Genomic DNA, 24125 nt, shown 5'->3' with positions numbered 1-24125 from the left:
AAACAGACCGGCTGCGAGGGCGCCCACCGGTCATCCCGGCCGATTCGAACCGCAGCATGTCTGTTCCCTTCGCCTGTGGATAACGGCTTCAAATTCCCCACGGCAGCGTGAAGGTTTTTGTGTTCGTGAAGCTCTTCATCGCTTCCTGAACCCCTTCCTTGTAACCGAGGCCGGAATCCTTGATACCGCCGAACGGTGTCAGTTCGATGCGATAACCCGGCACTTCCCATACGTTGACCGTGCCCACCTGCAACTCGTTAGTGAAGCGCGTCACGTAGTCGAGCCGGTTCGTGCACACGCCCGAGGACAATCCGAACGCGGTGCCGTTGGACATGGCGATCGCCTCGTCGATGCTGCCGAACGTAAGAATGGGCGACACCGGTCCGAATGTCTCCTCGCGCACGACCGTCATTTTCGGATCGACGCGATCGATCACCGTGGGCGAATACAGCGCACCTTCACGCTTGTTGCCCACGAGCAGCCGGGCGCCCTGTGCCACGGCTTCGTTCACGCGCGCTTCGAACAGCCTCGCCGCCGCTTCGTCGATGACCGTTCCCATATCGTTTCCGTCATCGGCCGGATCGCCGTACTTCCACAAACGGGTCTTTTCGGCGACAAGCTCGGTGAACTGCGCGGCGATGTCCCGATGCACGAGCATGCGCTTGACCGCCGTGCAACGCTGACCGGAGTTCTTGTACGACCCCTGGACGGCAAGGTCGGACGCACGATCCAGATCGGCGTCTTCCATCACGATGAGCGGATCGTTGCCGCCCAGCTCCAGCACGATGCGGCGATAACCCGCCTTCGACGCGATGTACTTGCCGATCGACACGCCGCCCGTGAACGTGATCATGTCGATGTTCTCGTTCGTGATCATCTCGTCGGCGATCTCCATCGGATCGCCGGTGATCACTTGCAGCATCTCCGGCGGCAGGCCGGCTTCATAGAGCGTGTCGGCCAGATAGTAGGCCGAGAGCGGCACCTTCTCGGAGGGCTTGAGCACCATCCGGTTGTTGGTCGCAATGGACGGCGCCACCTTGTGCGCCACCTGGTTCATCGGGTGATTGAAAGGGGTAATGGCCGAGATTGCGCCGAGCAGCGGCTCTCGCTGCGTGACCACCCGGCGCTTCTTGCCATGCGGCGTGAGGTCGCAGGAGAACGCCTGTCCGTCGTCCTTGAGGGCTTCGCCCGCGGCGAAGCCGAGTACGTCGGCCACTCGCCCGATTTCGTAGACGGCGTCCTTCTTGCACAGCCCGGACTCCATCGTAATGATGGCGGCAGCCTCGGCAGTGCGCGCGCGCAGCAGCGCCGCCGCCTTGTCCAGAATGTTGGCCCGCTCGAAACGCGTGAGCGTCGAGCGGTACTGCTTGGCAATCGAGAATGCGCGGCGAACGTCGTCGAGCGAGGCCTTCGGCACGGTGCCGACCAGATCGCCCGAGTACGGATTGAACACTTCGATGATCCGTTCGCGGGTCACTTTTTCGCCACCGATGCGAAGCGCTTCGGCGCGGAACTCGGGATGCAACTTGTGCGGCGCGTTCATGGGGTTCTCCACAGCATCTCCAACAGGACAGAGGCCGCACGTCGTCGAAACGATGCGATTCGCTCGACGCCGGCGCTTATTTCATCTGGCTCGGGCAGCCATCAGACGTGGTTGAGCGCCACGTCGAGAATGTCGAAATTGCGCAGGCGCGCCTTGCCCGGAATGCCGTCGGTCTTGCGGTTGAAGAGCAACGGCACGGTCTGCTCCGAAATCCCGCCATGCGAGCGCAGCGGCACCGTCAGTCCCGACAGATCGTGACGGCTCGCACTGGTGCCCAGTACGACCGACTGGCGGCTCACGACCACCAGGTCGCCTACGCGATCGGGGGGCAGCTCGAAGCGCGCGCAGGCTTCCGAGTTGGTAAGCACGACCTCGATGCCCGGCATCGCTGCAAGGCGCGAGCGAATGGCGTCGCGATCCGCGTCGGCCGGCAGATAGATGGTCGCGTACGAACCGAGGGCGCCGTGGTGCACCACGTACGGGTCGGTAATCGGCAGGATCACGCGAGCGCCGCCCGCCTCCACGCCCTTGCCGAACCAGTCGTCGAGCAGATCCTGCAAGTAGATGACGTTGGGCTCGCCGGTTGTCGGATCGTGCTTGGCGTTCATGCCGTGATCGGCCGTGAGTCCGATGACCGCGCCGAGTTCGTCCATACGGGCGAGGTACTTGTCCATCATGGCGTAGAAGGCGTTCGCGCCTTGCGTGCCCGGGGCCCACTTGTGCTGAACGTAGTCGGTGGTCGAGAGATACATCAGGTCGATGTGGCGGGTCTCCAGCAGCCGCACGCCTGCCGCGAACACGAACTCGGAGAGCTCGGCGCTGTAGACGTCCGGCACCGGCATGCCGACCAGACCGAGCACATCTTCGATACCGTTCTCTTCAAGCGTGACCTGATCGGCCTTCTCCGACGAGAAACAGATGCCCTTCATGCGATAGCCGAGCAGCTTGCGCAGCTTGTCCTTGGCCGTGATGACGGCGAGGCTCGCCCCTGCGTCGGCCGCCGCGGCGAACACCGTGCCGGCGCGCAGGTAGGCGGGGTCGTTCATCAGGACTTCCTTGCCACGGCCGCCATCGGCGTCCGGGTCGAAGAAGTAGTTACCGCAGATGCCGTGCACGGCGGGGGGCGCGCCGGTCACGATCGAGAGGTTGTTCGGGTTGGTGAACGACGGCACGACACAGTCGCCCTTGAACACGGCGCCTTCGGCCAGCAGACGCTTCAGATAAGGTGCGACGCCTGCGGCGGCAGCGGCTTCGATGTATTCGAACTGGCAACCGTCGACGCATACGATGACGGTCGGTTGCTGTGGCAAGCGGTATTGACGGCCGTTCACCTGGATCTGTGCGGGCTGATTCACGTCGGTTCTCCTCAAGAGCAACTCGGATGACCGTGGCAGTTCTCGCGTGTGTGGCGACACCCTGCCGACGGTCGAATTTTCAACAAGACAACATCCTCAACACTCAGCCGGCCTTCGCCTGCACCGTGGCGCCGGGCGCGCGCGTCAGCATCTCCCGAATGCGCGTGCGTCCACGCACAAGGTGCTCGCGCGTAACCTGCGCCGCACGCTCGGGGTCGCGCGATGCGATGGCGCTGACGATGTCCCGGTGTTCGCGCTCCGACTTCGGCGGCGCCGACGAATCGCCGGTCAGCGCGTCATGACGGAACAGGCTCAATTCCTTGACCAGACGACGGTAGGTCTCCAGCAACTTGCGATTGCCGACCATTTCCACGAGCGTGTCGTGGAACACGAGATTCAAGCGGTAGTACGCCTCGCTGTCCCCTGCTTCCACCGCGTGGTGCATGGCTTCGACGGACTCGCGCAGGCGCGTGAGCTGATCGGACGTAATCGACTCCGCCAGCGTGCGGGCAACGTATTCGTCGAGCACGCCGCGCAGTGCGTAAATCTCTTCGGCTTCTTCCAGCGCGATCACACGCACGAACACGCCGCGATTTTTTTCAGTACGCAACAACCCGGCTTCCTCCAGCGCACGGAATGCCTCGCGCACCGGACCGCGAGAGACGCCGAGGCTGCCGGCGACTTCGATCTCGTTGAGCTTGGTGCCGGGCGTGAGCGTGCCCGCCATGATCTGGCGCTCGATCTCGTGCTGGACGAGCGTCGTGAGCGACTGACTCTGCAACAACTCGATCGCGCTCGGCGAGGTGGGCTTCGGGGTCATTCCGGTCTTCCTTATCTCTGGACGCTGGCGCTTTCGCGTCACGCCCGTCACATCGGGGGGCAAATCGCCATCGCGGCATCGCGTGGCAATTTGTGGCATCACGTGATTTTTTTTGTTGTTGACATTCAAGCACAGCAATTTGTAGATTGTCAACAAAACACATCCGACATTGCAGACAGATTTTGCAACACCGTCGGGGTGAGTCGGTTGCGGCAACGACAAAACCCTATCTGAATCAACGATTTCCATACTATTGGAGGTATTTGACGAACAGATGACAACATCGCGGGGTTTCAAGAAAACGACATAATTTGCCAATAATATGCAACAAATCGCCTCAGTTAAGGCGTTGACCGTACTCACAACGCGACCGTGATCGCGACCCACAGGAGCCATCCATGAACTCATCCTTGCGCCGTGCCATGCGTGCCGCCGCCGTCCTGGCCACAGGACTCTTCTGCGTCGCGCAGGCTGCTCCCGCGCTCGCCAAGACCACGCTGACCGTCTATACCGCGTGGGAAGTCGAAGTCATGCGTCCGTATGCCGAGGCGTTCCAGAAGGCCAATCCGGACATCGAGATCAAGTACGTGCGCGACTCCACGGGCGTTGTCACGGCGAAGGTGCTCGCAGAAAAGGCCAATCCGCAGGCGGACGTCATCGCCGGGCTGGCGGCGTCGAGCCTTGAGCTGATCAAGCAGGAAGGGTTGCTCACGCCTTACACGCCCAAGGACTTCGACCAGCTCACGCGCGCGTACAGCGACAAGGCCAATCCGCCGTCCTGGGTCGGGCTGGACGTATGGGGCGCCACCGTCTGCTTCAACACGGTCGAAGCGGCCAAACGCAATTTGCCGAAACCCACTTCCTGGGAAGACCTCGCAAAGCCCGTCTACAAGGGGATGATCGTGATGCCCAATCCGGCCACCTCCGGCACGGGCTTCCTCGACGTGACGGCGTGGCTGCAAATGTTCGGCAAGGAAGGCGGTTGGAAGTACATGGACGCGCTCGACAAGAACATCGTCAAGTACACGCATTCGGGCTCCAAGCCGTGTCGTGATGCGGGCGCGGGCGAGTACCCCATCGGCATCTCGTTCGAATTCAATGCCCATCGCACGAAGAACGCCGGCGCGCCGATCGACCTCGTGTTTCCGAAGGAAGGTCTCGGATACGACATCGAAGCCGCAGGCATCGTGAAGACGACCAAGAAGCTCGACGCCGCCAAGCGCTACATGGACTGGCTCGCCAGCAAGGAAGCGAACCAGATGTACGCCAAGGACTGGGCCATCGTGGCGTATCCGGGCGTGGCGAAGAAATTCGACACGATTCCTGCGAACTACCCCGATCTGCTCGTGAAGAACGACTTCACCGAAATCGCGAAGAGCCGGGAATCGGTGCTGGCCGAGTGGCAAAAGCGCTACGGCGCGAAGTCCGAGAAGAAGTGACAAGAAGTGACGTCCGGCGGACATCCGAAGGGTGTCCGCTCGACTACGCTATGCCACGCCATGCCACGCCATGTCACGCCATGCCACGCCCAGGCAACAATGAGCGGGAGGTCCTCCGAATGAGCGACGATCAGCATCAAAGCACTTACCTGAAACTTGCCGGCATCCACAAGCGGTTCGACACCACCGTGGTGCTGCAAGACATTCACCTCGCCGTGCGGCGCGGTGAAATGCTCTGCTTCCTCGGCCCGTCGGGCTGCGGCAAAACCACGCTGCTGCGCATCATCGCCGGGCTGGAGGCGCAGACGCAGGGCACGTTGTCGCAAAACGGGAGGGACATCTCCCGGCTTCCGCCAATGCAGCGCGACTACGGCATCGTCTTTCAGTCGTACGCGCTGTTTCCGAATCTGAGCGTCGCGCAGAACGTTGCCTACGGACTCACGAACCGTCGTGTGCCTCGCGCGGAACGCGACGCGCGCGTGGCCGAATTGCTGGCGATGGTCGGGCTGCCTGACGCCGGGAGCAAGTTCCCCGGCCAGCTCTCCGGCGGACAGCAGCAGCGCATAGCGATTGCCCGGGCGCTGGCGACGTCGCCCGGTCTGCTGTTGCTCGACGAACCGCTCTCGGCGCTTGACGCCCGCGTGCGCGTGCGATTGCGCAGCGAGATCCGCGCGTTGCAGCAGCGCCTGGGCATCACTACGATTCTCGTCACGCACGATCAGGAAGAAGCGCTGTCCATGGCCGATCGCATCGTGGTCATGAATCAGGGCGTGATCGAGCAGATCGGCACGCCCGGCGAGATCTATCAGCATCCGGCCACGCCGTTCGTGGCGGACTTCGTAGGCAAGACGAACATCCTGCCGGCGCGTCTGGGCGACGCCGGACGCGTGCGCGTCGGACAGTACGAACTGACCTGCGGCACACTCAACGGCTGTCGCGCCGGCGAGGACATTCGGGTCTTCTTCCGGCCTGAAGACGTTCGCGTGCGCGATCTGGACGACCTCGACGACGAAGCGAACGTATTCGACGGCGCCGTGGAGAAGATCGAATTCCTCGGCGCGTTCTCGCGTGTGACGCTGCGCATGCACGCTTGCGATCACCCGCTGTATGCCGACCTCTCGCCTGCGGACATGCAGGCCCTGCAACCGGCCACCGGCGGCGCGCTGCGCTTTGCCGTGCCGAGCGCCGCCGTGCGCGTGTTCCGTCAGGGGTAGCCACGATGAGTTCCGTATCCACGACACTCGACAGTGCGCAGCGTACGCAACCGCAAGCCGGTCAACCGCCGACAACGGCGGCCGATCGCCCGCCGCCCGCTGCCGTGCGCCCGACGCGGCTGGCTTCGCACTGGACGGATCGTCTCGCACAGGGCCTGCTGCTCATCGCCGCGGCCGCCGGCGTGCTGTTCCTGCTTGCCCCGATGGCGGCGATTCTCATCAAGAGCGTGCAGGACAACGAGGGCCACTTCGTCGGCCTGCGCCATTTCCGCGATTACTTTCACTCGCCTGCCCTGTTGGGTTCGATCTGGAACAGCGTATGGATTTCAATGGCGACGACATGCATTACGGTGCCGCTCGCGTTTCTCTTCGCGTATGCGCTCACACGTAGTTGCATCCGCCACAAGACACTGCTGCGCAACATCGCGCTGATTCCGATTCTCGGCCCTACGCTGCTGCCCGCCATCTCGTTCATCTTCTGGTTCGGCAATCAGGGACTGCTTCGGCCGTTCATGGGCGACGTGGACATCTACGGCCCGCTCGGCATCGTAATGTCGCTCGTGAACGCCACCTTCCCGCACGCGCTGATGATCCTGATTACGGCGCTCTCGCTCACCGACGCGCGGCTCTACGAAGCGGCGGACGCGCTCGGCACGCCCGCGTGGCGACGCTTCTTCACCATCACGCTGCCGGGCGCGAAGTATGGCGTCATCAGCGCGGCGATGATCGTCTTCACTTATGCGATTTCGGATTTCGGCATTCCGAAGGTCATCGGCGGCGACTTCAACGTGCTTGCCACCGATATCTACAAGCTCGTGATCGGTCAGCAGGACTTCTCGAAGGGGGCGGTCGTCGGCCTGGTGCTGCTGGTGCCGGTCGGGATCACGTATCTCGTCGACTCTATCGTGCAGCGCAAGCAGCAGGCGTTGCTCTCTGCACGCGCCGTGCCTTACGCACCGAAGCCGTCGCGCGCCTTCGACTGGCTGATGGCGGCGATGTGCTGGGCGATGGCCGCGATCATGCTCGCGATTCTGGGCATGGCGGTGTACGCGTCGTTCGTGAAATTCTGGCCGTACAACTTCAGTCTGTCGCTGGGGCATTACCGTTTCGGCCTCATCGAAAGCGGTGCGGTGGACTCGTATCTCAATAGTGTAGAGATGGCGTTCTGGTGCGCGCTCTGGGGGACGGCGGCGATCTTCGTCATCGCCTATCTGCTGGAAAAGACGCGCGGCATGGCATGGCTGCGCGGCTTCATTCGCATGATGGCCGTGTTGCCGATGGGCGTGCCGGGGCTGGTGCTCGGTCTCGGCTATATCTTCTTTTTCGTCTCCGAGGCCAACCCGCTGCACAGCCTGTACGGCACGCTCGCCATTCTCGTGATCGTGAACGTCGTGCATTACTACTCGTCGAGCCACCTCACGGCGCTCACCGCGCTCAAGCAGATCGATCCGGAATTCGAATATGTGTCGGCCTCGCTCAAGGTGCCGTTCTATCGGACCTTCTGGCGTGTCTCCGCGCCCATCTGCCTGCCCTCGATCATCGACATCAGCCGGTACCTGTTCGTCAACGCCATGACGACCGTCTCGGCTGTCGTGTTTCTTTATTCGGCCGATACGTCGCTCGCGTCCGTCGCCATCGTGAACATGGACGAAACCGGCTCGATCGGACCGGCGGCGGCAATGGCCACGCTCGTGGTGCTCACATCGATGCTGGTATGCCTGCTTTATCACGGGATGCAGATCGTCGTGGAACGCTACACGCAGGCGTGGCGGCGCCCGTCGGGCATGACGGCGCGCCAGGTTCGGTGATGACGTCGATATCGAGGTAGCCGCAATGGGTCACATTCGTTCATCCAGTTGCTCAATCGTTTCATCCCCCGCTTGATAGGAGGCGGTCATGATTCTCGGTCAGGAACCGATTCTGCTTACCCCCGGCCCGCTCACCACGTCGCCGGCCACCCGACAGGCCATGCTGCGCGACTGGGGATCGTGGGATGCCCAGTTCAACACGATCACGGCGTCGTTGTGCCGCGATCTCGTGGAGATCGTGCATGGCGGCAATGACTATGTCTGCGTGCCGCTGCAAGGCTCGGGCACATTCTCGGTCGAGGCCGCCATCGGCACGCTGACGCCGCGCAACGCCCGCATTCTCGTGCCGGACAACGGCGCCTACTGCCAGCGCATTCTGAAGATCTGCCGCTATCTGGGACGCGACGCCGTTGCGCTGCCCGTCCCCGAAGATCAGGCCGCCAGCGCCGCCGCCATCGACGATGCGCTCACGCGCGACCCGTCGATTACGCATGTGGCGCAGGTGCATCTGGAGACCGGCGCCGGCGTGCTCAATCCGCTCGCGGAGATCGCACGTGTGTGCCAGAAGCACGGCAAGGGACTCATCGTCGACGCGATGAGCTCGTTCGGCGCCGTGGAGATCGATGTTCGCTCGATGCCGTTCGACGCGCTCATCGCGGCAAGCGGCAAGTGCCTGGAAGGCGTGCCGGGCATGGGGTTCGTCATCGCGAAACGAACCGTGCTCGAAGCGAGCAGCGGCAACAGCCACTCGCTGGCGATGGACCTCCACGATCAGTATGTGTACATGCAAAAGACCACGCAGTGGCGCTTCACCCCGCCGACACACGTGGTCGCAGCGTTGCGTGCCGCCGTCGATCAGTTTCTGGCTGAAGGCGGCCAGCCGGTGCGCGGCGAGCGTTACCGTAAAAACTGCCGGACGCTGGTCGACGGCATGGCCTCGCTGGGCTTTCGCGCGTTTCTCGCGCCGGAGGTGCAGGCGCCCGTCATCGTGACGTTCCACGCCCCGGCCGACAGCAAGTACGACTTCAAGGCGTTCTACGCCGCCGTGCGCGAGCGCGGTTACATCCTCTATCCGGGCAAGCTCACGCAAATCGAGACATTCCGTGTGGGCTGCATCGGCGCCATCGACGACAACGAGATGCGCAATGTCGTCACCGCAATCTCGCAGTCGCTGGCGTCGCTGGGCATTCGTCAGGTTGCGCCGCTAACGCGCGCGGCTTAGTCGGTGCGTTGACGTCGCATCGGATATCGCGTCGTTGGCGAGTTGTCGCGGCGCGGTTTTCGATGCCGGCTACGGCCACCTCCGGTAAGCTTTCGGGTACTGCGCCATCGCGCGCTGTCCCTCCGGAGGTTGTCCCCCCATGCCATCATCGAAAGCCACCGCTATCACATCGGCAAAAGCCAAAGCCGCTGCGACTGACAAGCCTGCGACGTCCACACGGTTGGCACGCTCGGCAAGGCCGGCAACGCCTGCGCACGCCGATCACCCGGCGGGAAAGCCTGACCGCCAGCACTTCGACATCCGCTTCAAACGGGCCTACGATGCCCCCGATCCTGCGGACGGTCAGCGGGTGCTCGCCGACCGCCTGTGGCCACGCGGTCTGGCCAAAGTCAAAGCGCATATCGACTTCTGGGCGAAAGACGCGACACCGAGCACCATGTTGAGAAAGTGGTTTCACGAGCATCCCGAGCAGTTCGACGAGTTTCGCCATCGCTTTCTCGCCGAACTTGCTGTGCTCGACGCCGATCACAACGCGATGTTGCAAGAACTACGCACGCGCGTAAGCGAAGGCACGGTGACCTTGCTCACCGCCGCGCATCGGCTCGAAGACGACGAGGCGCACACGCACTTGCATGTGCTGCGCGACTTCCTGGCATCGCGCCGGTAGTGGCGCGAGGATGTCTCGCGTATTGAGACATGAGACGGTATTCCGCCTCTCAAAACGACGGTTGTCGAAGCGATACCGTCGCGCAAGCGCATGAATGCTGGCTTCGCGAGCGACCGAGACAGGACGTCTCAAAGTTTGCTATAACGCGTGAGCGAGCGCCGAGCTCACGCTTGCCCACTGATTTGCCGACTTTCGTTGCCCGCACGGCAGCATCCTTGCCTCATGCTCGTTCCACTGATCGTTGCCTGCGCGCTGTTCATGGAGAACATGGATTCCACCGTGTTGTCCACCTCCTTGCCGCTGATCGCACAGGATCTCGGCGAGAGTCCGATCACGCTCAAGCTTGCCCTCACGACCTATCTCATCAGCCTCGCGGTTTTCATTCCCGTGAGCGGGTGGATTGCCGATCGCTTCGGCACGCGCAACGTCTTTCGCACCGCCATCGGCGTATTCGTCCTCGGCTCCATTTGCTGCGGCATCTCGACGACCCTGCCCGAACTGGTGGTTGCGCGCTTCGTGCAAGGTGTCGGCGGCGCCATGATGGTCCCGGTCGGGCGGCTCGCCCTGCTCAAGTCCGTCGAGAAGCGCGACATGGTGCGTGCGCTCAACTACCTCACCATCCCTGCGCTGGTGGGCCCGGTGCTCGGCCCGCCGCTCGGTGGTTTCATCACCACGTACTGGCACTGGCGCTGGATCTTCTTCATCAACATTCCCATCGGGGTGCTCGGCTTCGTGCTCGCCACGAAGTTCATTCCCGATCTCTATGAAGAGAACGTGCCGCCGCTGGACATCAAGGGCTTCCTGCTGTCGGGCTTCGGCCTGTCGATTCTGATGCTCGGGTTGTCGACCATCGGCCGTCACCTGATTCCGACGCCGCTCGCGCTCGGCCTGGTCGCCATCGGCGCAGCCTTGCTCGTCGCGTACCTGCGCCATGCGAAGGGGCTCGCGCATCCGTTGCTGCGCCTCGATCTTTTCCGGATCCCCACGTTCCGCGCCGGTGTCGGGGGCGGCACGTTGTTTCGTATCGGGGTTGGCGCGACGCCGTTTCTCCTGCCGCTGATGCTGCAACTCGGCTTTGGCATGACACCGCTGGAGTCCGGTGCGCTGACGTTCATCTCGGCCGCAGGCGCCATGTTTATGAAAACGCTCTCGCTGCGGATTCTGAAGCGCTGGGGGTTTCGTCGCGTGTTGATGACGAACGCACTGATCGCCGCGGCAACGATTGGGGGGTATGGACTGTTCACCGAGCAGACCTCGCATCTGGTCATTCTCGGCACGCTGCTGTTCGGCGGCTGCTTCCGATCGCTGCAATTTACGAGCCTCAATGCGATCTCGTATGCCGACGTGCCGGCCCATCGCATGAGTCAGGCGACCAGCCTGGCGAGCGTCGCACAGCAGGTGTCGCTCACGCTCGGCATCACGATCGGTGCGGCGGTGTTGCAGGCGTCGTCCTGGTGGCACGGACGCGATCACGTCACGGCTGTGGACTTCCCGTGGGCGTTCCTCGTGGTGGGGCTGATTGCCGTGAGCTCGACGATCTCGATCGCACGTCTGTCGCGCGATGCGGGCAGCGAGTTGGCGCAGCGGACATGAACCTCACGCCCGCCTCACCCGCAGCAATCGCAGCAATCGCAGCAATCGCAGTCGTAGCAATCGCCGCAATCACCGCAATCGCCGCAATCGCCCACGACCGTCATCAGCGGAAAATCACCGTCTTGTGGCCGTTGAGCAGAATACGGTGCTCCGCGTGGAAGCGCACCGCGCGCGCGAGCGCCACGCACTCCACGTCGCGACCGATCGCGGTGAGCTGTTCCGGATCCATCGTATGGTCCACGCGCTCGACTTCCTGTTCGATGATCGGGCCCTCGTCGAGATCCGACGTCACGTAGTGCGCCGTCGCCCCGATCAGTTTCACGCCGCGATCGAATGCCTGATAGTACGGTTTCGCCCCCTTGAAGCTCGGCAGGAACGAATGGTGGATGTTGATCGCACGGCCTTCGAGCTTCTTGCACAGATCGCTGGATAGCACCTGCATGTAACGGGCCAGCACCACGAGATCGATGTGGTTGTCCTGCACCAGTTCCAGCACCTTGGCTTCCTGCGCCGCCTTCGACTCCGGCGTCGCGTTCATGAGCGGCAAGTGGTGGAACGGAATGTTGTAGCTCGCCGCCAGTTGATAGAAATCCTTGTGGTTCGAGACGATCACCGGAATTTCGATGTTGAGCTGTCCGGTCTTGTAGCGGAACAGCAGATCGTTCAGACAATGGCCGATCTTCGAGACCATGAGCATGACGCGCGGCTTGATCGAGGCGTCGACCAGTTCCCACTGCATCTCGAACTGCTCGGCCAGCGGCGCGAACTCGCGCTGCAACGTCGCTAGATCGGTTTGCCCCGGCAACTGCTGGAAATGCACGCGCATGAAAAAGCCGCCGGTGAAGCGATCGTTGAACTGGGCCGAGTCGAGAATGTTGCCGCCGCGCTCGACCAGGAAACCGGCCACCGTGTGGACGATGCCGGGACGGTCCGGGCAGGACAACTTCAGAATGTAGCTATTTTCGATCGGTGCCATGATTGCTCCTGGGCAAGGCTTGCAATGTCGTTGCAGTGTGGAAATTCTTGAATTTGGTCGTTATCCGGACATCGACGCAGCGCACAACGCGCTCGATGCGCGCGCGACATGCCGCCGTGGCCGGACGTCAGGCTTACTCGTCCGCCGGCTTGAACAACGCCTCGATCCCCGCGCAGTCCTTCACGCGAATCGCGCCTTCGCGCAGCAGAAAATCGAGACTTGCGAGGCTCGCATCGACGGTCATCTTCCCGCGTGCGATCACCTCGCGTACGTTCCCGGCCGAGCACAGCCAATGCGCGCTCGCCTCGCCGTCCTGGTTCCCGGGCACGAAGCCGCGCGGCAGCGCGAGATCGTAGACGAAAATCTGCTCCGACTGCACCCCCTCGGGAATTTCCGCGAGGATGTGCAGCGTACGGCCCGGGCGCGCTTCGTTCGCCAGATACGCCGGAATGCCCGCTTCTTCCCAGCACTCCTTGACGAGCGTATCGCCCACGCCGATACCGTTGCCAATGCCGCCCGCCGCCGCATTGTCGAGGCAACCGGGATCGGTCGCCTTGAGCACGCTGCGCCGCGCGATCCACAGCTTCGGCGCTTCGCCGACGAATCGCGCGCTCACGTAGGCGTTCACATGGACCGCGAAGGTGCGCGTGCCGAAAAAGCGGGAGGCGGCGCGTTCGATCCACGCGAGCGGCGTGTCGTAAAGCCGCTGGCGAATGGCGTAGCGCTCGTTGCGCCAGCCCGTGATGCGTCCTTCCGCGGCCAATGTCGAAATGACGGGCGCCAGCGCCATGGTGCGCGCTTCACACGTGTCGTGACGCGGATGAATGCGTACGGCGAGCGAACTGATCTCGAACACGTCGGGCCAGCGGCACAGCGACTCGACATCGCTACGGCGAATCCATCCATAACGCTGCGAGCCGATCACGAGCGGCAGATGCGCTCTGTCGTCGAAGCGGCGCGCCGCCGCAATACAAGCAAAAGACATACGTCGGAGACCGGACGCACGCCAGACGTTGGCGCGCGAAAACGAGGCAAAAGCGGCATTTTACAGAAGCGGCGGCAAGTTCGCCCGTGGCAGGGGTCCGTTGCCCGGCGCAACGCGCATGCCGCCTCGTGCGCGCCCATGCCCGGGCGCGCTGCGAGACACCGCGCGTCGGCCTTCCCCCCGTCATCCCCACGGTCAACCTTTCACGCGCTCGCCCCTCGGGTCGTACAGCGCCCGCAGTTGCACACGGGCATCCAGCCATTCGCCTGCGAGATCGACCTGATAGCGCCCCGATTCGACATAGTCGGCAGACACCGGCCCGTCGGGATTCGTCAGGTACGCGAGGCCAATCGGCGCACCGATCGTGTGACCGAACGCCGCCGAGGTGATGAATCCGACGGGCTGCCCGTCACGCAGGACCGCCTCGCCGCCCCACAGCATCCGGTCGCCCGCCCCGTCGAGCGCCACACTCACCAGTCGGCGGCGCGTGCCTTTCGATTTGGCGAGTTCGACGGCCGTGCGCCCCGTAAAGGCCATGCCGCTCGCGAGCTTGCAAGCGAAGGTCAGCCCCGCCTCGACCGGATTCGTGTCGGGTGTCAGCTCCCGGCCCCACGCGCGATAGCCCTTTTCGATGCGCAACGAGTCGATCGCGTAGTAGCCAGCGTCCTTCAGACCGAAGACGCCGCCTGCAGCATGCAGCAATTCGTAGACACCCACCGCGAATTCCACGGGAACGTACAACTCCCAGCCGAGTTCGCCGACGTAGGTCAGACGCGTGGCTCGCACCGTCGCGTAGCCGAGGTCGATCTCACGGCTCGTGCCGAACGGGAATGCCTCGTTGGAGAAGTCGGCCTTCGACACCTGCTGCAACAGTGCCCGGGAATTCGGTCCCATCAGCGCCAGTACCGCGTATTGCCCCGTGACGTCGACTACCGTACAGCGTGGATCGTCAGGCATCCCGGCGATGCGCCGCTCCAGATAATCCATGTCGCGCGTCGTCTGCGCCGACCCGGTCACCATCAGGTATTGATCGGGGGCGATGCGTGTGAGCGTGAAGTCCGATTCGTAGCCGCCGCGCTCGTTGAGCATCGCCGTGTAGACGGTGCGCCCCGGCGCAACGGCGACATCGTTGCTGCATAACGTCTGCAAGACCCGCTCGGCGTCGCGGCCCTTGATCAGCAGCTTCGAGAACGAACTCATGTCGAAAAGCGCCACGGCTTCGCGACATGCGCGGTGTTCTGCCCCGCTCCACGCATGCCAGTTCTGCTGACCGAAGCTGTACTCGATCTTCGCGTCCTGCGGCGACGGCGCAAAGAAGTTGGGCCGCTCCCATCCCATCTTGCTGCCGAAACAGGCCCCTTTTGCGAGCAACGTCGAGTACAGCGGGGAACGACGGAATGGCCGTGCGGTGTCCAGTTCGCGATTCGGCCACGGCATGGCGTAGTGCAGGCCGAGCGTCTCCTTCACGCGATCGTGCAGCCACGTGTCGTTGCCGTTGAAGCCCGCAAAGCGCCGGATGTCCACAGGCCAGAGATCCATCGTCGGCTCGCCCGCGACGATCCACTCGGCCAGTGCCATGCCCGCGCCCCCCGCCGACGCGATGCCCATGGAATTGAAGCCCGCGCCGACATAGAAATTTCGCAGCTCGGGCGCCTCGCCGAGAATGAAGTTGTTGTCCGGCGTGAACGACTCCGGCCCGTTGTAGAACTGCCGGATCTGGGCAGTCTCAAGGGCCGGCACGCGAATCAGCGCGTTCTCCATGAGGATCTCGAACTGGTCCCAGTCGTCGGGCAACAACTGAAATTCGAAATGCTCGGGAATGCCGTTCATGCCCCACGGTTTGGCGTTCGGCTCGAACCCGCCCATCACCAGACCGCCGACCTCTTCCTTGAAATAGATATAGCCGTCCGGGTCGCGCATGACCGGCAAGTCGGCGTGCACGCCCGGCACACGCTCCGTCACGATGTAATAGTGCTCGGCCGAGTGAAGCGGCACGGTCACGCCGCACATGCGGCCCACGGCCTTGGCCCATTGCCCCGCGCAGTTGACGACGATCTCGGCATCGATGCGCCCGTGCTCACCGTCCTTGTTGCGCCACGACACGCCGGTCGCCGTCGGAATGCCATTCGGCGACGCCGTATGAATCTGCGTGATGCGCGTGTTCTCCGCGATACGCACGCCGCGGCTGCGCGCCCCGCGCGCCAGCGCTTGCGTCAGATCCGTCGGATTTGCCTTGCCGTCGCCCGGCAGCCACACGGCGCCCACGAGATCGTCGGTGCGCATCACTGGCCACAGTTCGCCGGCTTCGCGCGGCGAGATCACATCGCACTGCACGCCGTAGGCGCGCGCGACCGCCGCCGTGCGCTTGAGCTGCGTCATGCGCTCGCCGGTGCGCGCGACCGAGAGCGAGCCGCATTGCTTCCATCCCGTGCCCAAGCCGGTCTCCGCCTCCAGTTCGCTGTAGAGCTTCGTGGAATACCGGATGAGCTTCGTCATGCTCTCCTGCGAACGCAACTGCCCGACGAGCCCCGCCGCATGCCAGGTCGTGCCGCAGGATAACTGCCCTTGCTCCAGCAGGACGACATCGGACCAGCCAAGTTTGGCGAGGTGATAGGCGACGGAACACCCGACGATACCGCCGCCGACAATGACGACGCGGGCATGAGTGGGCAGGACTGAAGGCATGGACTGACTCCGGAAGGCTCGCACCGGTCAATGCCGGGCAATTGTCGTAGGCGATGAGGCGAGACTACGCAAATTTCGTCGTCATTGCAATAATTTGCAACATTACAACACATATCGCAACATCCATCGCTGCATCGATGACGGAGCCGTTAGCCATGCTCCCTCGGATGGCGCCGTCGTTTATGGCCCGCCGCAACTTGCGTTTCGCCCTGACTTGCGCAAAAATATACGCCGTATAAATATCGACGAATCACGCCATGACGACAGCCCATGTTTTCATTGCCGCCAGCCTCGATGGCTATATCGCCCGACCCGATGGCGACATCGATTGGTTGCTGCAACGGGACGACCCCACGGAAGATCACGGCTATACCGCGTTCATCGCCGACAAGGATGCGATCGTGATGGGACGCGGCACCTACGAGAAGGTGCTGGCGATGGGACCGTGGACTTATCCACTGCCCGTGACGGTCCTGTCCAGACAACTGGCGCGCACGCCGGTGCCCGACGCGCTCAAGGGCAAGGTGCGCTTTTCCGATCTGTCACCCGGCGCGCTGCTGCATGCGCTGGCGGCCGAGAACGTGAAGCGGATTTATGTCGACGGCGGGCAGGTGATTCAGTCGTTCCTGCGCGAAGGGCTGATCGCCGACCTCGTCGTGACGACGGTGCCGTTGCTGATCGGTGCGGGAAAACCGCTTTTCGGCGCGCTCACGAGGGACATCGATCTGCAACTGATCGGAAGCCGGCACTTTGCGTCGGGACTGGTGCAGTCCACCTACCGGGTCGTCGCATGAGCCGCCCTCGCGGCAGGCCCGCGCAGGGAACGGGTGTCACACGCGAGATGATTCTGCACGCAGCGCTCGCGCTGCTGGACGAACGCGGGGGACAGGGATTGGGCATGCGCGCGCTTGCCAGTCGGCTCGGTGTCACGCCGATGAGTCTTTATCACCATGTCGAGGACCATGCCGGATTGCTGCGCGCCTTGTCGGATGAGGTGTATGCGAAAGTGCTCAAGGGCATCGAAGCCCATGGGACATGCCGCGAAGACATTCGCGAGATATTGATCCGCTATCACGACGCCGTGCGCCGCCATCCGCAACTGACGCTCGCGATCTTTGCGACCCCCGCCGCGTTCGCCGGCGTCACGCGCGAGATCACGGACCGGCTCACCGCGCTGCTGCAAACCGTGACGCCGGAACCCGAGCTATGGCGGGATATCCTGATCGACCACGCGCACGGCAGCGGGCTTCCCTCGTCTGGCGACGGCACGTTCACCGCGCCGACCGCCCCCGACGACAGCGCCTATCGGCGAGCGCTCGATTGCCTGCTCGACAGTCTGGCAACATAGGCGGATGACCGCGCCGACCGTAAGGCATCCCCGACTACACGCCTGAAGCCCGCCTAACGCCCTGCGGGCGACGCAAGCAAGGCAACCAGTCGATCGCCAGCCGCCTCAAGGGCGCCATCGTTGTCGATGATCGTGAGGGGAATGCCTTGCGGCGGCGTCCATTCGACACGATGGGTGACGCGCTTGTCCAGCGCCGCGCCCGTTTCGCGTCCACGATTCGCAAGACGCCTCGCGCGCACTTCCGGATCGACGCGAATCTCCACGAGATGCAGACGCTCGCCATAGCGCTCGACCGCCTGCGAAAGAAATGCGCGCGAACCGTTCACGACGACATTCGCGCCCGCCGCCATCCACGCGTCGATCTCCACACCGATGCCATAACGGCAATCATGACTGTGCCAGTCGAGCGCGAAACAACCGAGCGAATGCCGCAACGCAAACGCCTCGTGCGTCAGCGCAATATGGTTCTCGCCGTCGCTCGGCGCGCGCGTGATGTAACGATGCGCGAACAACACCGGCCCGCCACCGGGTGGCTCCCGATCGAGTTGCCGTCGTGCGTAGGCGAGCAACGAGTCCTTGCCCGCGCCGGACGGCCCCATCACGTAATACAGACGTGCGTGATTCATGCGGCTTTTCCAAAAGCGAAACGCGCGAAGACATGGAACGGATCGTCCGGCGTCGGCTGGACGAAGATCGCAAGACTGTCGACACGCATCGGACCGAGCGCCTGCGCCCGCGGCTGCCACCAGTCGATCATCACGCGCGCATCTGCCGCGTCGACCCGATCTGACAACGTCACGTGAAAACGGAATTCGTCGAACACATACGGGTAGCCCCATTGGGCGAGCCGTTCGCGTTGCCGGGATGTCAGCGACGCCGGCTGACGCTTCGCCAGGTCGGCGTCGTCGAGCGGCGCTCGCAAAACGTCGAAAGCTTCGACACAATCCGCCGCAAGCGCGTTGATCGCCGCAGTGTTTGCTGCGTCGCTTGCGATGTTGCCCGCCGAGCAGGTCCCAGGGCGCAATGCGACGAAACCCGCACGCTTGCCATGGTCCGTGCCGATCACGTCCGCCTGCATCGCGAGATCGAATGGCGCATGACGCGCGGCCACTACGCCCGCGATGTTTGTCAGCTCGCGCAATTGCACCTGCGGCGCCAGTCGCATCGGCGCCTTGAGCGTGGCGTGCAAACCATAACGACGAGGATCGGCCGTCAACGCGGATAACGAACGCGACAAGCCCGGCACATTCGGCGCGCTGAGCTCACGCCGCGCAAGCGCATCACGCCCCAGCCAGCGGCTGCCTTCGTTCCACCAGCACGAACCGGCGGGCGGCGCGTAGTAAATCGCGAAACGCGCAACGCGAAGATCGAGCGCCTGTGGCGACGCGTCATTCGCCGCGCCGGTCATGGCGTGTCCCCCTGCACCACGAGTTGCATGCGATCCGCCGGGAAATAGGCGATGCCGTACTTGATCGATTTGCCCGCTTCGTCCACGTCGGTGCTCTCCACGCTCAGCACCGGCTGCTGACGATTGATGCCGAGATGGCGCGCGATGTCGCTATCGGGCAAGCGCGCGCCGATGCGACTCTCGCGACGCGTGTAGTCCGTCACACCGAAGACGGCGAGCGCCGCGCTGATGGTGTCGTGTTGTTCGAAAACTCCCGGGAAGTCGGGAAAACGCGTCGCCGGAAACCAGTTCTCGCTGTAGGCCAACGGCAGTTCGATGCCCTGTGGGTCGAGGCTGCGGCGCACCAGTTCAAGCCGATACACGGGCGCACCGGCGCGCAGTCCGAGCGCCTGCGCAACGCTGCCTTCCGCCTTGAGCTTGTGCGCCGAGACGATCTGCTGCGCAGTCTTCAGATGGTTCTGCGTCAGGTTCTCGGTAAAGCGTGTGCGGCGCCCGATTACATATCCGATGGCCGCCGCCTGCACGAACGTACCGCGACCGTGTTCGACGTTCACGAGCCCCTGCTCGGCCAGCCCGAGAATGGCCCGACGCACCGTATGACGATTCACGCCAAATCGAAGGGCCAGATCCGTCTCGCTCGGCAAGCGATCGTCCGGCAATCCCTCGCCATATCGCCGCTCACCGATTTCGGTGGCCAGAATCTGCGCGATCTGCCGCCACACGGCCACGCCGCTGCCCCGTTCGAGTTGTGCTGTCATCAAATTGACACCCCGCAAAGTTGTAATGAGATCGCGAGCCATACCTCACTGAAAGCACTGCGATCATACACACGTCTATACGACTAGACAATTATGCCAATCACAACTTCCGACACCACGCATGACGAGGACGACGACGCCCGGCAGGCGCAGATCGACCGCGCAAAGTGGCTGGCGTTGTTTGCCCGCGCAACGCGCGACGAACTCGACGACGCGCTCGCCTGTTGCCCCGACGCTCCTGAATTCATCTGGTTGCGCGCGCCGCAGACCGGCCTCGTCATGGTGCAGGGCCGCGTCGGGGGCAGCGGGGATCGTTTCAACCTTGGCGAGACGACCGTCACGCGTTGCACGCTGCGCCAGCAGGACGGCGTGGTCGGCACGGGCTACGTGCTGGGACGCGATGCCGAACGCGCGGTGCGTGTCGCGCGCCTGGACGCCCTCATGCAGACGCCGCAGCACCGCAGCATGCTCGCCGCCGGAGCGCTCACCGCCATTTCACAGCGCCTGACTGCGGCTGCCTCGCAGAACGATGCCGACACGGCCGCGAGCCGCGTCGAGTTCTTCACCATGGTCAGGGAGGCCTGAATGTTGAGCGCACCGATGCCCGACTGGTCGGCACTGCAACCCGGTTTCGACGACGCCGTCCATGACGCGCAAGGCGTGTTCCGCGCCGTGCTCGACGCCCTCGCGCGTCCCGGTCGCCTGCGAAGCGTTGGCCCGCGACTCGCCCCGAGCGACGAAGCCAGCATTGCCGCGCGTGCCACCCTCCTCGCGCTGGCCGACGCAACCACATCCGTATGGCTGCAAGTCCCGCTCGCCGAGGTGTCGAGCGCACTTCGCTTTCACACGGGCGCGCCGCTGCTCAGCGGCGAGCGCGCACTGGCGAACGCGCAATTCGCGCTGCTCACCGACCCCGCCCGTTGTCCCGCGCTGACGCACCTCGCCTTTGGCACGGCCGAATCGCCGGAGCACAGCGCCACGCTGATCGTCGATGTGCCCACGCTCGCCGAAGGCCACGCCACCGACGCAGGACTTCATCTTCGTCTGCGGGGCCCCGGCATCAAGACCCATGCGGACGTCGCCGTCGGCGGTCTGGATGCTGCCTTCTGGCAAGCACGCGCCGCACTGGCGCCGCGCTTTCCCGCCGGTCTCGACCTGCTGATCGCCTCGGGCGATACCGTGCTCGGCGTGCCGCGAACTACGTACGTGGAGGTTTGCTGATGTACGTCGCAGTCAAAGGTGGCGAACGCGCCATCGAACAATCCTGGGATCTGCTCGCCAAGGCGCGACGTGGCAATCCCGATGTCCCCGCGCTGAGCGTGACGCAGATTCGCGAGCAGATGCGTCTGGCCGTCGCGCGTGTGATGAGCGAAGGCGCGCTGTATGACGAAACGCTCGCGGCGCTGGCCATCAAGCAGGCGGCGGGCGATCTCGTCGAAGCCATCTTCCTGCTGCGCGCGTATCGCACGACCCTGCCGCGCCTGGGTACGACCCGCCCCATCGACACGGCATCGATGCGTTTGTCGCGCCGCATCTCCGCCACGTTCAAGGACGTGCCCGGCGGTCAGGTGCTAGGCGCGACGTACGACTACACCCAGCGTCTGCTCGACTTTGCCTTGCTGGCCGAAGGTGAGACGTGCGGCGCAACGCTTCCGGGAGAAATACCCGCCGCCGGCGCCGCGCCGGCCGCCGGTGCGCCACGCACGGCGAGTGGTTCAACCCCGTCCCCGGATGTGCCTGATATGGCAGATATCCCGGAGGTGCCGCCCATTGCCGCCACCACGCGCGTGACCGACATCATGAAGCGCGACGGGCTTCTCGAAGCGCTCCATGCCAATGGCAGCGCCAACGGCGGCGACCCGGAGCCGCACGACCTCGTGCATTCGCCGCTTTTCACGCCGGCGTCGCGCACCGCGCGCCTGCAAAACCTCGCACGCGGCGATGAAGGCTTTCTGCTGGCGCTGGGTTACTCGACGCAGCGCGGCTATGGCAACGATCACCCGTTCGCCGGCGAAATCCGTCTCGGTCAGGTGTCGATCGAAATCGAACCGGAGGAACTCGGCTTCGCCATCGACATTGGCGAGATCGCCGTGACGGAGTGTCAGATGGTTACGCAATTCGGCGGCAACCGGGAGACCCCGCCGCAGTTCACGCAAGGCTACGGCCTGACGTTCGGCCACAACGAACGCAAGGCCATGGCCATGTCGCTGGTGGACCGCGCACTGCGCACGAGCGAGTTGGGCGACGAAGCGAACTCGCCTGCGCAACAACAGGAATTCGTGCTGTATCACAGCGATAACGTCGAAGCCTCGGGTTTCGTGCAGCACCTGAAGTTGCCGCATTACGTCGACTTTCAGGCCGAACTGGAACTGGTGCGCCGCCTGCGCGCCGAGCACGCCGCGAAGTACGGGACACCCACCGCACCCACCGAAGCCGGCGCCGCCTCACCCGCGGTTCACAACACTCAGGAGGCCGCATGAGCGACGCAGCCGTCTCGCAAAGCACGACGCCCTCGTCCACGGCGCACGGCTACAACTTTGCCTTCCTCGACGAACACACCAAGCGCATGATCCGGCGCAGTCTGCTCAAGGCCGTGGCGATTCCCGGATATCAGGTGCCGTTCGGCAGCCGCGAGATGCCGCTGCCCTATGGCTGGGGCACGGGCGGCATTCAGGTCAGCGCTGCGGTGATCGGGGCCGACGACACGCTCAAGGTCATCGATCAGGGCGCGGACGACACGACCAACGCGGTGAACATCCGCCGCTTCTTCGCGCGCACGGCCGGTGTCGCCACCACGACGAAGACGTCGCAGGCCACCGTCATCCAGACCCGTCACCGCATTCCGGAAACCTCGCTCACCGAGGGGCAGATCCTGGTCTATCAGGTGCCCATGCCCGAGCCGATGTTTCGCCTCGAACCGCGCATTCACGAGTCGCGAAAACTCCATGCGCTGGGCGAGTACGGCCTCATGCGCGTGCGTCTGTATGAAGACATCGTGCGGCACGGCGCGATCGCCACGACCTACGACTACCCGGTGATCGTGAACGGACGCTATCTGATGTCGCCGTCGCCGATTCCGAAGTTCGACAACCCCAAGATGCATATGAACCCGGCACTGCAACTCTTCGGTGCGGGACGGGAGCGACGTCTTTACGCGATCCCGCCCTACACGTCGGTCGAGAGCCTCGACTTCGACGATCACCCGTTCGCCATTCAGAAGTGGGACGCGCATTGCGCCATCTGCGGTGCGACCGACAGTTTCCTCGACGAGGTCATCACGGACGACGAAGGCACGCGCATGTACGTCTGCTCCGACAGCGATTACTGCGGCGAGCGGTCCTCGGCAAGCATGGCCGACGTGGCGCACGCGCCGCAATCGCCGCAATCATCGTCGCAGGCACCGAAGGAGCGCACATGAACATGGCGACGAACACGGGAACGAACACGACGAACCGGGCCACGAACGCCCCACTGCGCGCCGCAGCCGAGCCGGACGATCCGGACGAACCGCTGCTGCGCGTGGCGGGCCTCGCGAAGTCCTACGGCGGACGCATCGGCTGCGCCGATGTCACGTTCGATCTCTGGCCGGGCGAAGTGATCTGTGTCGTCGGTGAATCCGGCTCGGGCAAGTCAACGTTGCTCAACGCGCTGGCCCTGCGCCATGAGATCGATGCCGGCTCGCTTCACTATCGCGGCACCGACGGCGCGCTGCGCGACCTGCGTGTGCTCGACGAAGCGCGCAAACGCCGTCTACTGCGCACCGAGTGGGGGTTTGTCGAACAGAACCCGCGCGACGGTCTGCGCATGAATGTGTCCGCCGGCGGCAACATCGGCGACCGGCTGATGGCCGTCGGCGCGCGCCACTTTGGGGAGATCCGGGAAAAGGCGCGCCACTGGATGGCGCAGGTCGAACTCGATCCGGGCCGCGTGGACGAGATGCCGGGCGCCTTTTCCGGCGGTATGCAGCAGCGTCTGCAAATCGCACGCAATCTGGTGACCGAACCGCGTCTGGTTTTCATGGATGAGCCGACGGCCGGTCTCGACGTGTCGGTGCAGGCGCGGCTGCTCGACCTCCTGCGCTCGCTGGTCGAGCGCCTTCATCTTGCCGCCATCATCGTCACGCACGATATCGGTGTGGCGCGCCTGATCGCCCATCGCCTGATCGTGATGCAGGCAGGGCGGGTGGTCGAGGCCGGTCTGACCGATCAGGTGCTCGACGATCCCCAACATCCCTATACGCAACTGCTGGTCTCTTCGGTGCTGCCCGTATGAACTCCGGAACTCATCTCACTGCGTTCAACCCG

The 24125-nt window shown here is 63.9% G+C and carries 22 protein-coding genes; 13 read left to right on the top strand and 9 right to left on the bottom strand.

What is annotated here, in order from left to right:
• Nucleotides 1-88: 88 nt before the first annotated feature.
• From phnY to UC34_RS03035, 3 genes are all read right to left on the bottom strand, one after another.
• Nucleotides 89-1543: a phosphonoacetaldehyde dehydrogenase gene (gene phnY, locus UC34_RS03045; protein WP_044453866.1), complete on the bottom strand. Its 1455-nt coding sequence runs from the start codon at nt 1541-1543 to the stop codon at nt 89-91.
• A gap of 101 nt (nt 1544-1644) precedes the next feature.
• Complete coding sequence (gene phnA, locus UC34_RS03040) at nt 1645-2898, bottom strand: phosphonoacetate hydrolase (RefSeq protein WP_044453864.1); 1254 nt, start codon at nt 2896-2898, stop codon at nt 1645-1647.
• 103 nt (nt 2899-3001) lie between these two features.
• Nucleotides 3002-3718: a phosphonate utilization associated transcriptional regulator gene (locus tag UC34_RS03035; protein ID WP_044453862.1), complete on the bottom strand. Its 717-nt coding sequence runs from the start codon at nt 3716-3718 to the stop codon at nt 3002-3004.
• A gap of 398 nt (nt 3719-4116) precedes the next feature.
• Between UC34_RS03035 and UC34_RS03030 the strand changes: the two genes are divergently transcribed.
• From UC34_RS03030 to UC34_RS03005, 6 genes are all read left to right on the top strand, one after another.
• A complete protein-coding gene (locus tag UC34_RS03030) occupies nt 4117-5157 on the top strand; it encodes a putative 2-aminoethylphosphonate ABC transporter substrate-binding protein (protein WP_044453860.1) in 1041 nt (346 codons plus the stop codon).
• A 119-nt stretch (nt 5158-5276) separates the two neighbouring features.
• Nucleotides 5277-6371: a putative 2-aminoethylphosphonate ABC transporter ATP-binding protein gene (locus UC34_RS03025; protein ID WP_044453858.1), complete on the top strand. Its 1095-nt coding sequence runs from the start codon at nt 5277-5279 to the stop codon at nt 6369-6371.
• A 5-nt stretch (nt 6372-6376) separates the two neighbouring features.
• The gene (locus UC34_RS03020) at nt 6377-8179 is read left to right on the top strand and encodes a putative 2-aminoethylphosphonate ABC transporter permease subunit (RefSeq protein WP_084070329.1); all 1803 of its coding nucleotides are present in this window, start codon (nt 6377-6379) and stop codon (nt 8177-8179) included.
• An 88-nt stretch (nt 8180-8267) separates the two neighbouring features.
• Nucleotides 8268-9401, top strand: a complete 1134-nt coding sequence (locus UC34_RS03015) for a 2-aminoethylphosphonate--pyruvate transaminase (protein WP_044453856.1) — start codon at nt 8268-8270, stop codon at nt 9399-9401.
• A 139-nt stretch (nt 9402-9540) separates the two neighbouring features.
• Nucleotides 9541-10068, top strand: coding sequence for a DUF488 domain-containing protein (locus UC34_RS03010; RefSeq protein ID WP_084070328.1), 528 nt, complete (start codon nt 9541-9543; stop codon nt 10066-10068).
• Between the two features lie 222 nt (nt 10069-10290).
• A complete protein-coding gene (locus UC34_RS03005) occupies nt 10291-11661 on the top strand; it encodes an MFS transporter (RefSeq protein ID WP_044453854.1) in 1371 nt (456 codons plus the stop codon).
• A gap of 103 nt (nt 11662-11764) precedes the next feature.
• On the opposite strand, the gene purU is transcribed toward UC34_RS03005, so the two are convergent.
• From purU to UC34_RS02990, 3 genes are all read right to left on the bottom strand, one after another.
• Nucleotides 11765-12637: a formyltetrahydrofolate deformylase gene (gene purU / locus UC34_RS03000; RefSeq protein ID WP_044453852.1), complete on the bottom strand. Its 873-nt coding sequence runs from the start codon at nt 12635-12637 to the stop codon at nt 11765-11767.
• A 133-nt stretch (nt 12638-12770) separates the two neighbouring features.
• Nucleotides 12771-13622 carry an NUDIX hydrolase gene (locus tag UC34_RS02995; protein WP_044453850.1) on the bottom strand — a complete coding sequence of 284 codons (852 nt, stop codon included), beginning with the start codon at nt 13620-13622 and terminating at the stop codon, nt 12771-12773.
• A 195-nt stretch (nt 13623-13817) separates the two neighbouring features.
• The gene (locus UC34_RS02990) at nt 13818-16307 is read right to left on the bottom strand and encodes a GcvT family protein (protein WP_044453848.1); all 2490 of its coding nucleotides are present in this window, start codon (nt 16305-16307) and stop codon (nt 13818-13820) included.
• 257 nt (nt 16308-16564) lie between these two features.
• Between UC34_RS02990 and UC34_RS02985 the strand changes: the two genes are divergently transcribed.
• Nucleotides 16565-17101 (top strand): dihydrofolate reductase family protein, encoded by a 537-nt coding sequence (locus tag UC34_RS02985; RefSeq protein ID WP_044453846.1) that lies wholly within the window; start codon nt 16565-16567, stop codon nt 17099-17101.
• Entirely contained in the window at nt 17098-17655 is a 558-nt protein-coding gene (locus UC34_RS02980; RefSeq protein ID WP_044453844.1) for a TetR/AcrR family transcriptional regulator, read from the top strand. The genes UC34_RS02985 and UC34_RS02980 overlap by 4 nt, the downstream gene beginning before the upstream one ends.
• A gap of 53 nt (nt 17656-17708) precedes the next feature.
• Here the strand turns inward: UC34_RS02980 and phnN are convergent, their stop codons facing one another.
• The 3 genes from phnN to phnF are packed head-to-tail and all read right to left on the bottom strand — an operon-like array spanning nt 17709 to nt 19821.
• On the bottom strand, nt 17709-18281 hold the full coding sequence (gene phnN / locus UC34_RS02975; RefSeq protein ID WP_044453842.1) for a phosphonate metabolism protein/1,5-bisphosphokinase (PRPP-forming) PhnN: 573 nt from the start codon (nt 18279-18281) through the stop codon (nt 17709-17711).
• Nucleotides 18278-19063, bottom strand: coding sequence for a DUF1045 domain-containing protein (locus UC34_RS02970; RefSeq protein ID WP_044453840.1), 786 nt, complete (start codon nt 19061-19063; stop codon nt 18278-18280). The genes phnN and UC34_RS02970 overlap by 4 nt, the downstream gene beginning before the upstream one ends.
• Nucleotides 19060-19821, bottom strand: coding sequence for a phosphonate metabolism transcriptional regulator PhnF (phnF, locus tag UC34_RS02965; RefSeq protein WP_044453838.1), 762 nt, complete (start codon nt 19819-19821; stop codon nt 19060-19062). Before phnF ends, UC34_RS02970 begins: the two co-directional genes overlap by 4 nt.
• Nucleotides 19822-19914: 93 nt before the next feature.
• Here phnF and phnG point away from each other — a divergent pair, with 93 nt between their 5' ends.
• The 5 genes from phnG to phnK are packed head-to-tail and all read left to right on the top strand — an operon-like array spanning nt 19915 to nt 24093.
• On the top strand, nt 19915-20406 hold the full coding sequence (gene phnG, locus UC34_RS02960; protein WP_044453836.1) for a phosphonate C-P lyase system protein PhnG: 492 nt from the start codon (nt 19915-19917) through the stop codon (nt 20404-20406).
• Entirely contained in the window at nt 20407-21042 is a 636-nt protein-coding gene (gene phnH, locus UC34_RS02955) for a phosphonate C-P lyase system protein PhnH (RefSeq protein WP_044453834.1), read from the top strand.
• A complete protein-coding gene (locus tag UC34_RS02950) occupies nt 21042-22301 on the top strand; it encodes a carbon-phosphorus lyase complex subunit (RefSeq protein ID WP_052810877.1) in 1260 nt (419 codons plus the stop codon). The genes phnH and UC34_RS02950 overlap by 1 nt, the downstream gene beginning before the upstream one ends.
• Nucleotides 22298-23239, top strand: coding sequence for an alpha-D-ribose 1-methylphosphonate 5-phosphate C-P-lyase PhnJ (locus UC34_RS02945; protein ID WP_044453832.1), 942 nt, complete (start codon nt 22298-22300; stop codon nt 23237-23239). Before UC34_RS02950 ends, UC34_RS02945 begins: the two co-directional genes overlap by 4 nt.
• Complete coding sequence (gene phnK, locus UC34_RS02940) at nt 23236-24093, top strand: phosphonate C-P lyase system protein PhnK (protein ID WP_237165220.1); 858 nt, start codon at nt 23236-23238, stop codon at nt 24091-24093. The genes UC34_RS02945 and phnK overlap by 4 nt, the downstream gene beginning before the upstream one ends.
• Nucleotides 24094-24125 lie beyond the last annotated feature (32 nt).

This window comes from Pandoraea vervacti (assembly GCF_000934605.2).
Taxonomy (GTDB): domain Bacteria; phylum Pseudomonadota; class Gammaproteobacteria; order Burkholderiales; family Burkholderiaceae; genus Pandoraea; species Pandoraea vervacti.
This window is presented reverse-complemented; position numbering and strand designations above follow the sequence as displayed.

What these genes read in the sequence shown, in the direction of transcription:
- phnY (WP_044453866.1), bottom strand. Translation starts at nt 1,543, where the DNA reads ATGAACGCGCCGCACAAGTTGCATCCCGAGTTCCGCGCCGAAGCGCTT.
- UC34_RS03035 (WP_044453862.1), bottom strand. Translation starts at nt 3,718, where the DNA reads ATGACCCCGAAGCCCACCTCGCCGAGCGCGATCGAGTTGTTGCAGAGT.
- UC34_RS03030 (WP_044453860.1), top strand. Translation starts at nt 4,117, where the DNA reads ATGAACTCATCCTTGCGCCGTGCCATGCGTGCCGCCGCCGTCCTGGCC.
- UC34_RS03025 (WP_044453858.1), top strand. Translation starts at nt 5,277, where the DNA reads ATGAGCGACGATCAGCATCAAAGCACTTACCTGAAACTTGCCGGCATC.
- UC34_RS03020 (WP_084070329.1), top strand. Translation starts at nt 6,377, where the DNA reads ATGAGTTCCGTATCCACGACACTCGACAGTGCGCAGCGTACGCAACCG.
- UC34_RS03015 (WP_044453856.1), top strand. Translation starts at nt 8,268, where the DNA reads ATGATTCTCGGTCAGGAACCGATTCTGCTTACCCCCGGCCCGCTCACC.
- UC34_RS03010 (WP_084070328.1), top strand. Translation starts at nt 9,541, where the DNA reads ATGCCATCATCGAAAGCCACCGCTATCACATCGGCAAAAGCCAAAGCC.
- UC34_RS03005 (WP_044453854.1), top strand. Translation starts at nt 10,291, where the DNA reads ATGCTCGTTCCACTGATCGTTGCCTGCGCGCTGTTCATGGAGAACATG.
- purU (WP_044453852.1), bottom strand. Translation starts at nt 12,637, where the DNA reads ATGGCACCGATCGAAAATAGCTACATTCTGAAGTTGTCCTGCCCGGAC.
- UC34_RS02995 (WP_044453850.1), bottom strand. Translation starts at nt 13,622, where the DNA reads ATGTCTTTTGCTTGTATTGCGGCGGCGCGCCGCTTCGACGACAGAGCG.
- UC34_RS02990 (WP_044453848.1), bottom strand. Translation starts at nt 16,307, where the DNA reads ATGCCTTCAGTCCTGCCCACTCATGCCCGCGTCGTCATTGTCGGCGGC.
- UC34_RS02985 (WP_044453846.1), top strand. Translation starts at nt 16,565, where the DNA reads ATGACGACAGCCCATGTTTTCATTGCCGCCAGCCTCGATGGCTATATC.
- UC34_RS02980 (WP_044453844.1), top strand. Translation starts at nt 17,098, where the DNA reads ATGAGCCGCCCTCGCGGCAGGCCCGCGCAGGGAACGGGTGTCACACGC.
- phnN (WP_044453842.1), bottom strand. Translation starts at nt 18,281, where the DNA reads ATGAATCACGCACGTCTGTATTACGTGATGGGGCCGTCCGGCGCGGGC.
- UC34_RS02970 (WP_044453840.1), bottom strand. Translation starts at nt 19,063, where the DNA reads ATGACCGGCGCGGCGAATGACGCGTCGCCACAGGCGCTCGATCTTCGC.
- phnF (WP_044453838.1), bottom strand. Translation starts at nt 19,821, where the DNA reads ATGACAGCACAACTCGAACGGGGCAGCGGCGTGGCCGTGTGGCGGCAG.
- phnG (WP_044453836.1), top strand. Translation starts at nt 19,915, where the DNA reads ATGCCAATCACAACTTCCGACACCACGCATGACGAGGACGACGACGCC.
- phnH (WP_044453834.1), top strand. Translation starts at nt 20,407, where the DNA reads ATGTTGAGCGCACCGATGCCCGACTGGTCGGCACTGCAACCCGGTTTC.
- UC34_RS02950 (WP_052810877.1), top strand. Translation starts at nt 21,042, where the DNA reads ATGTACGTCGCAGTCAAAGGTGGCGAACGCGCCATCGAACAATCCTGG.
- UC34_RS02945 (WP_044453832.1), top strand. Translation starts at nt 22,298, where the DNA reads ATGAGCGACGCAGCCGTCTCGCAAAGCACGACGCCCTCGTCCACGGCG.
- phnK (WP_237165220.1), top strand. Translation starts at nt 23,236, where the DNA reads ATGAACATGGCGACGAACACGGGAACGAACACGACGAACCGGGCCACG.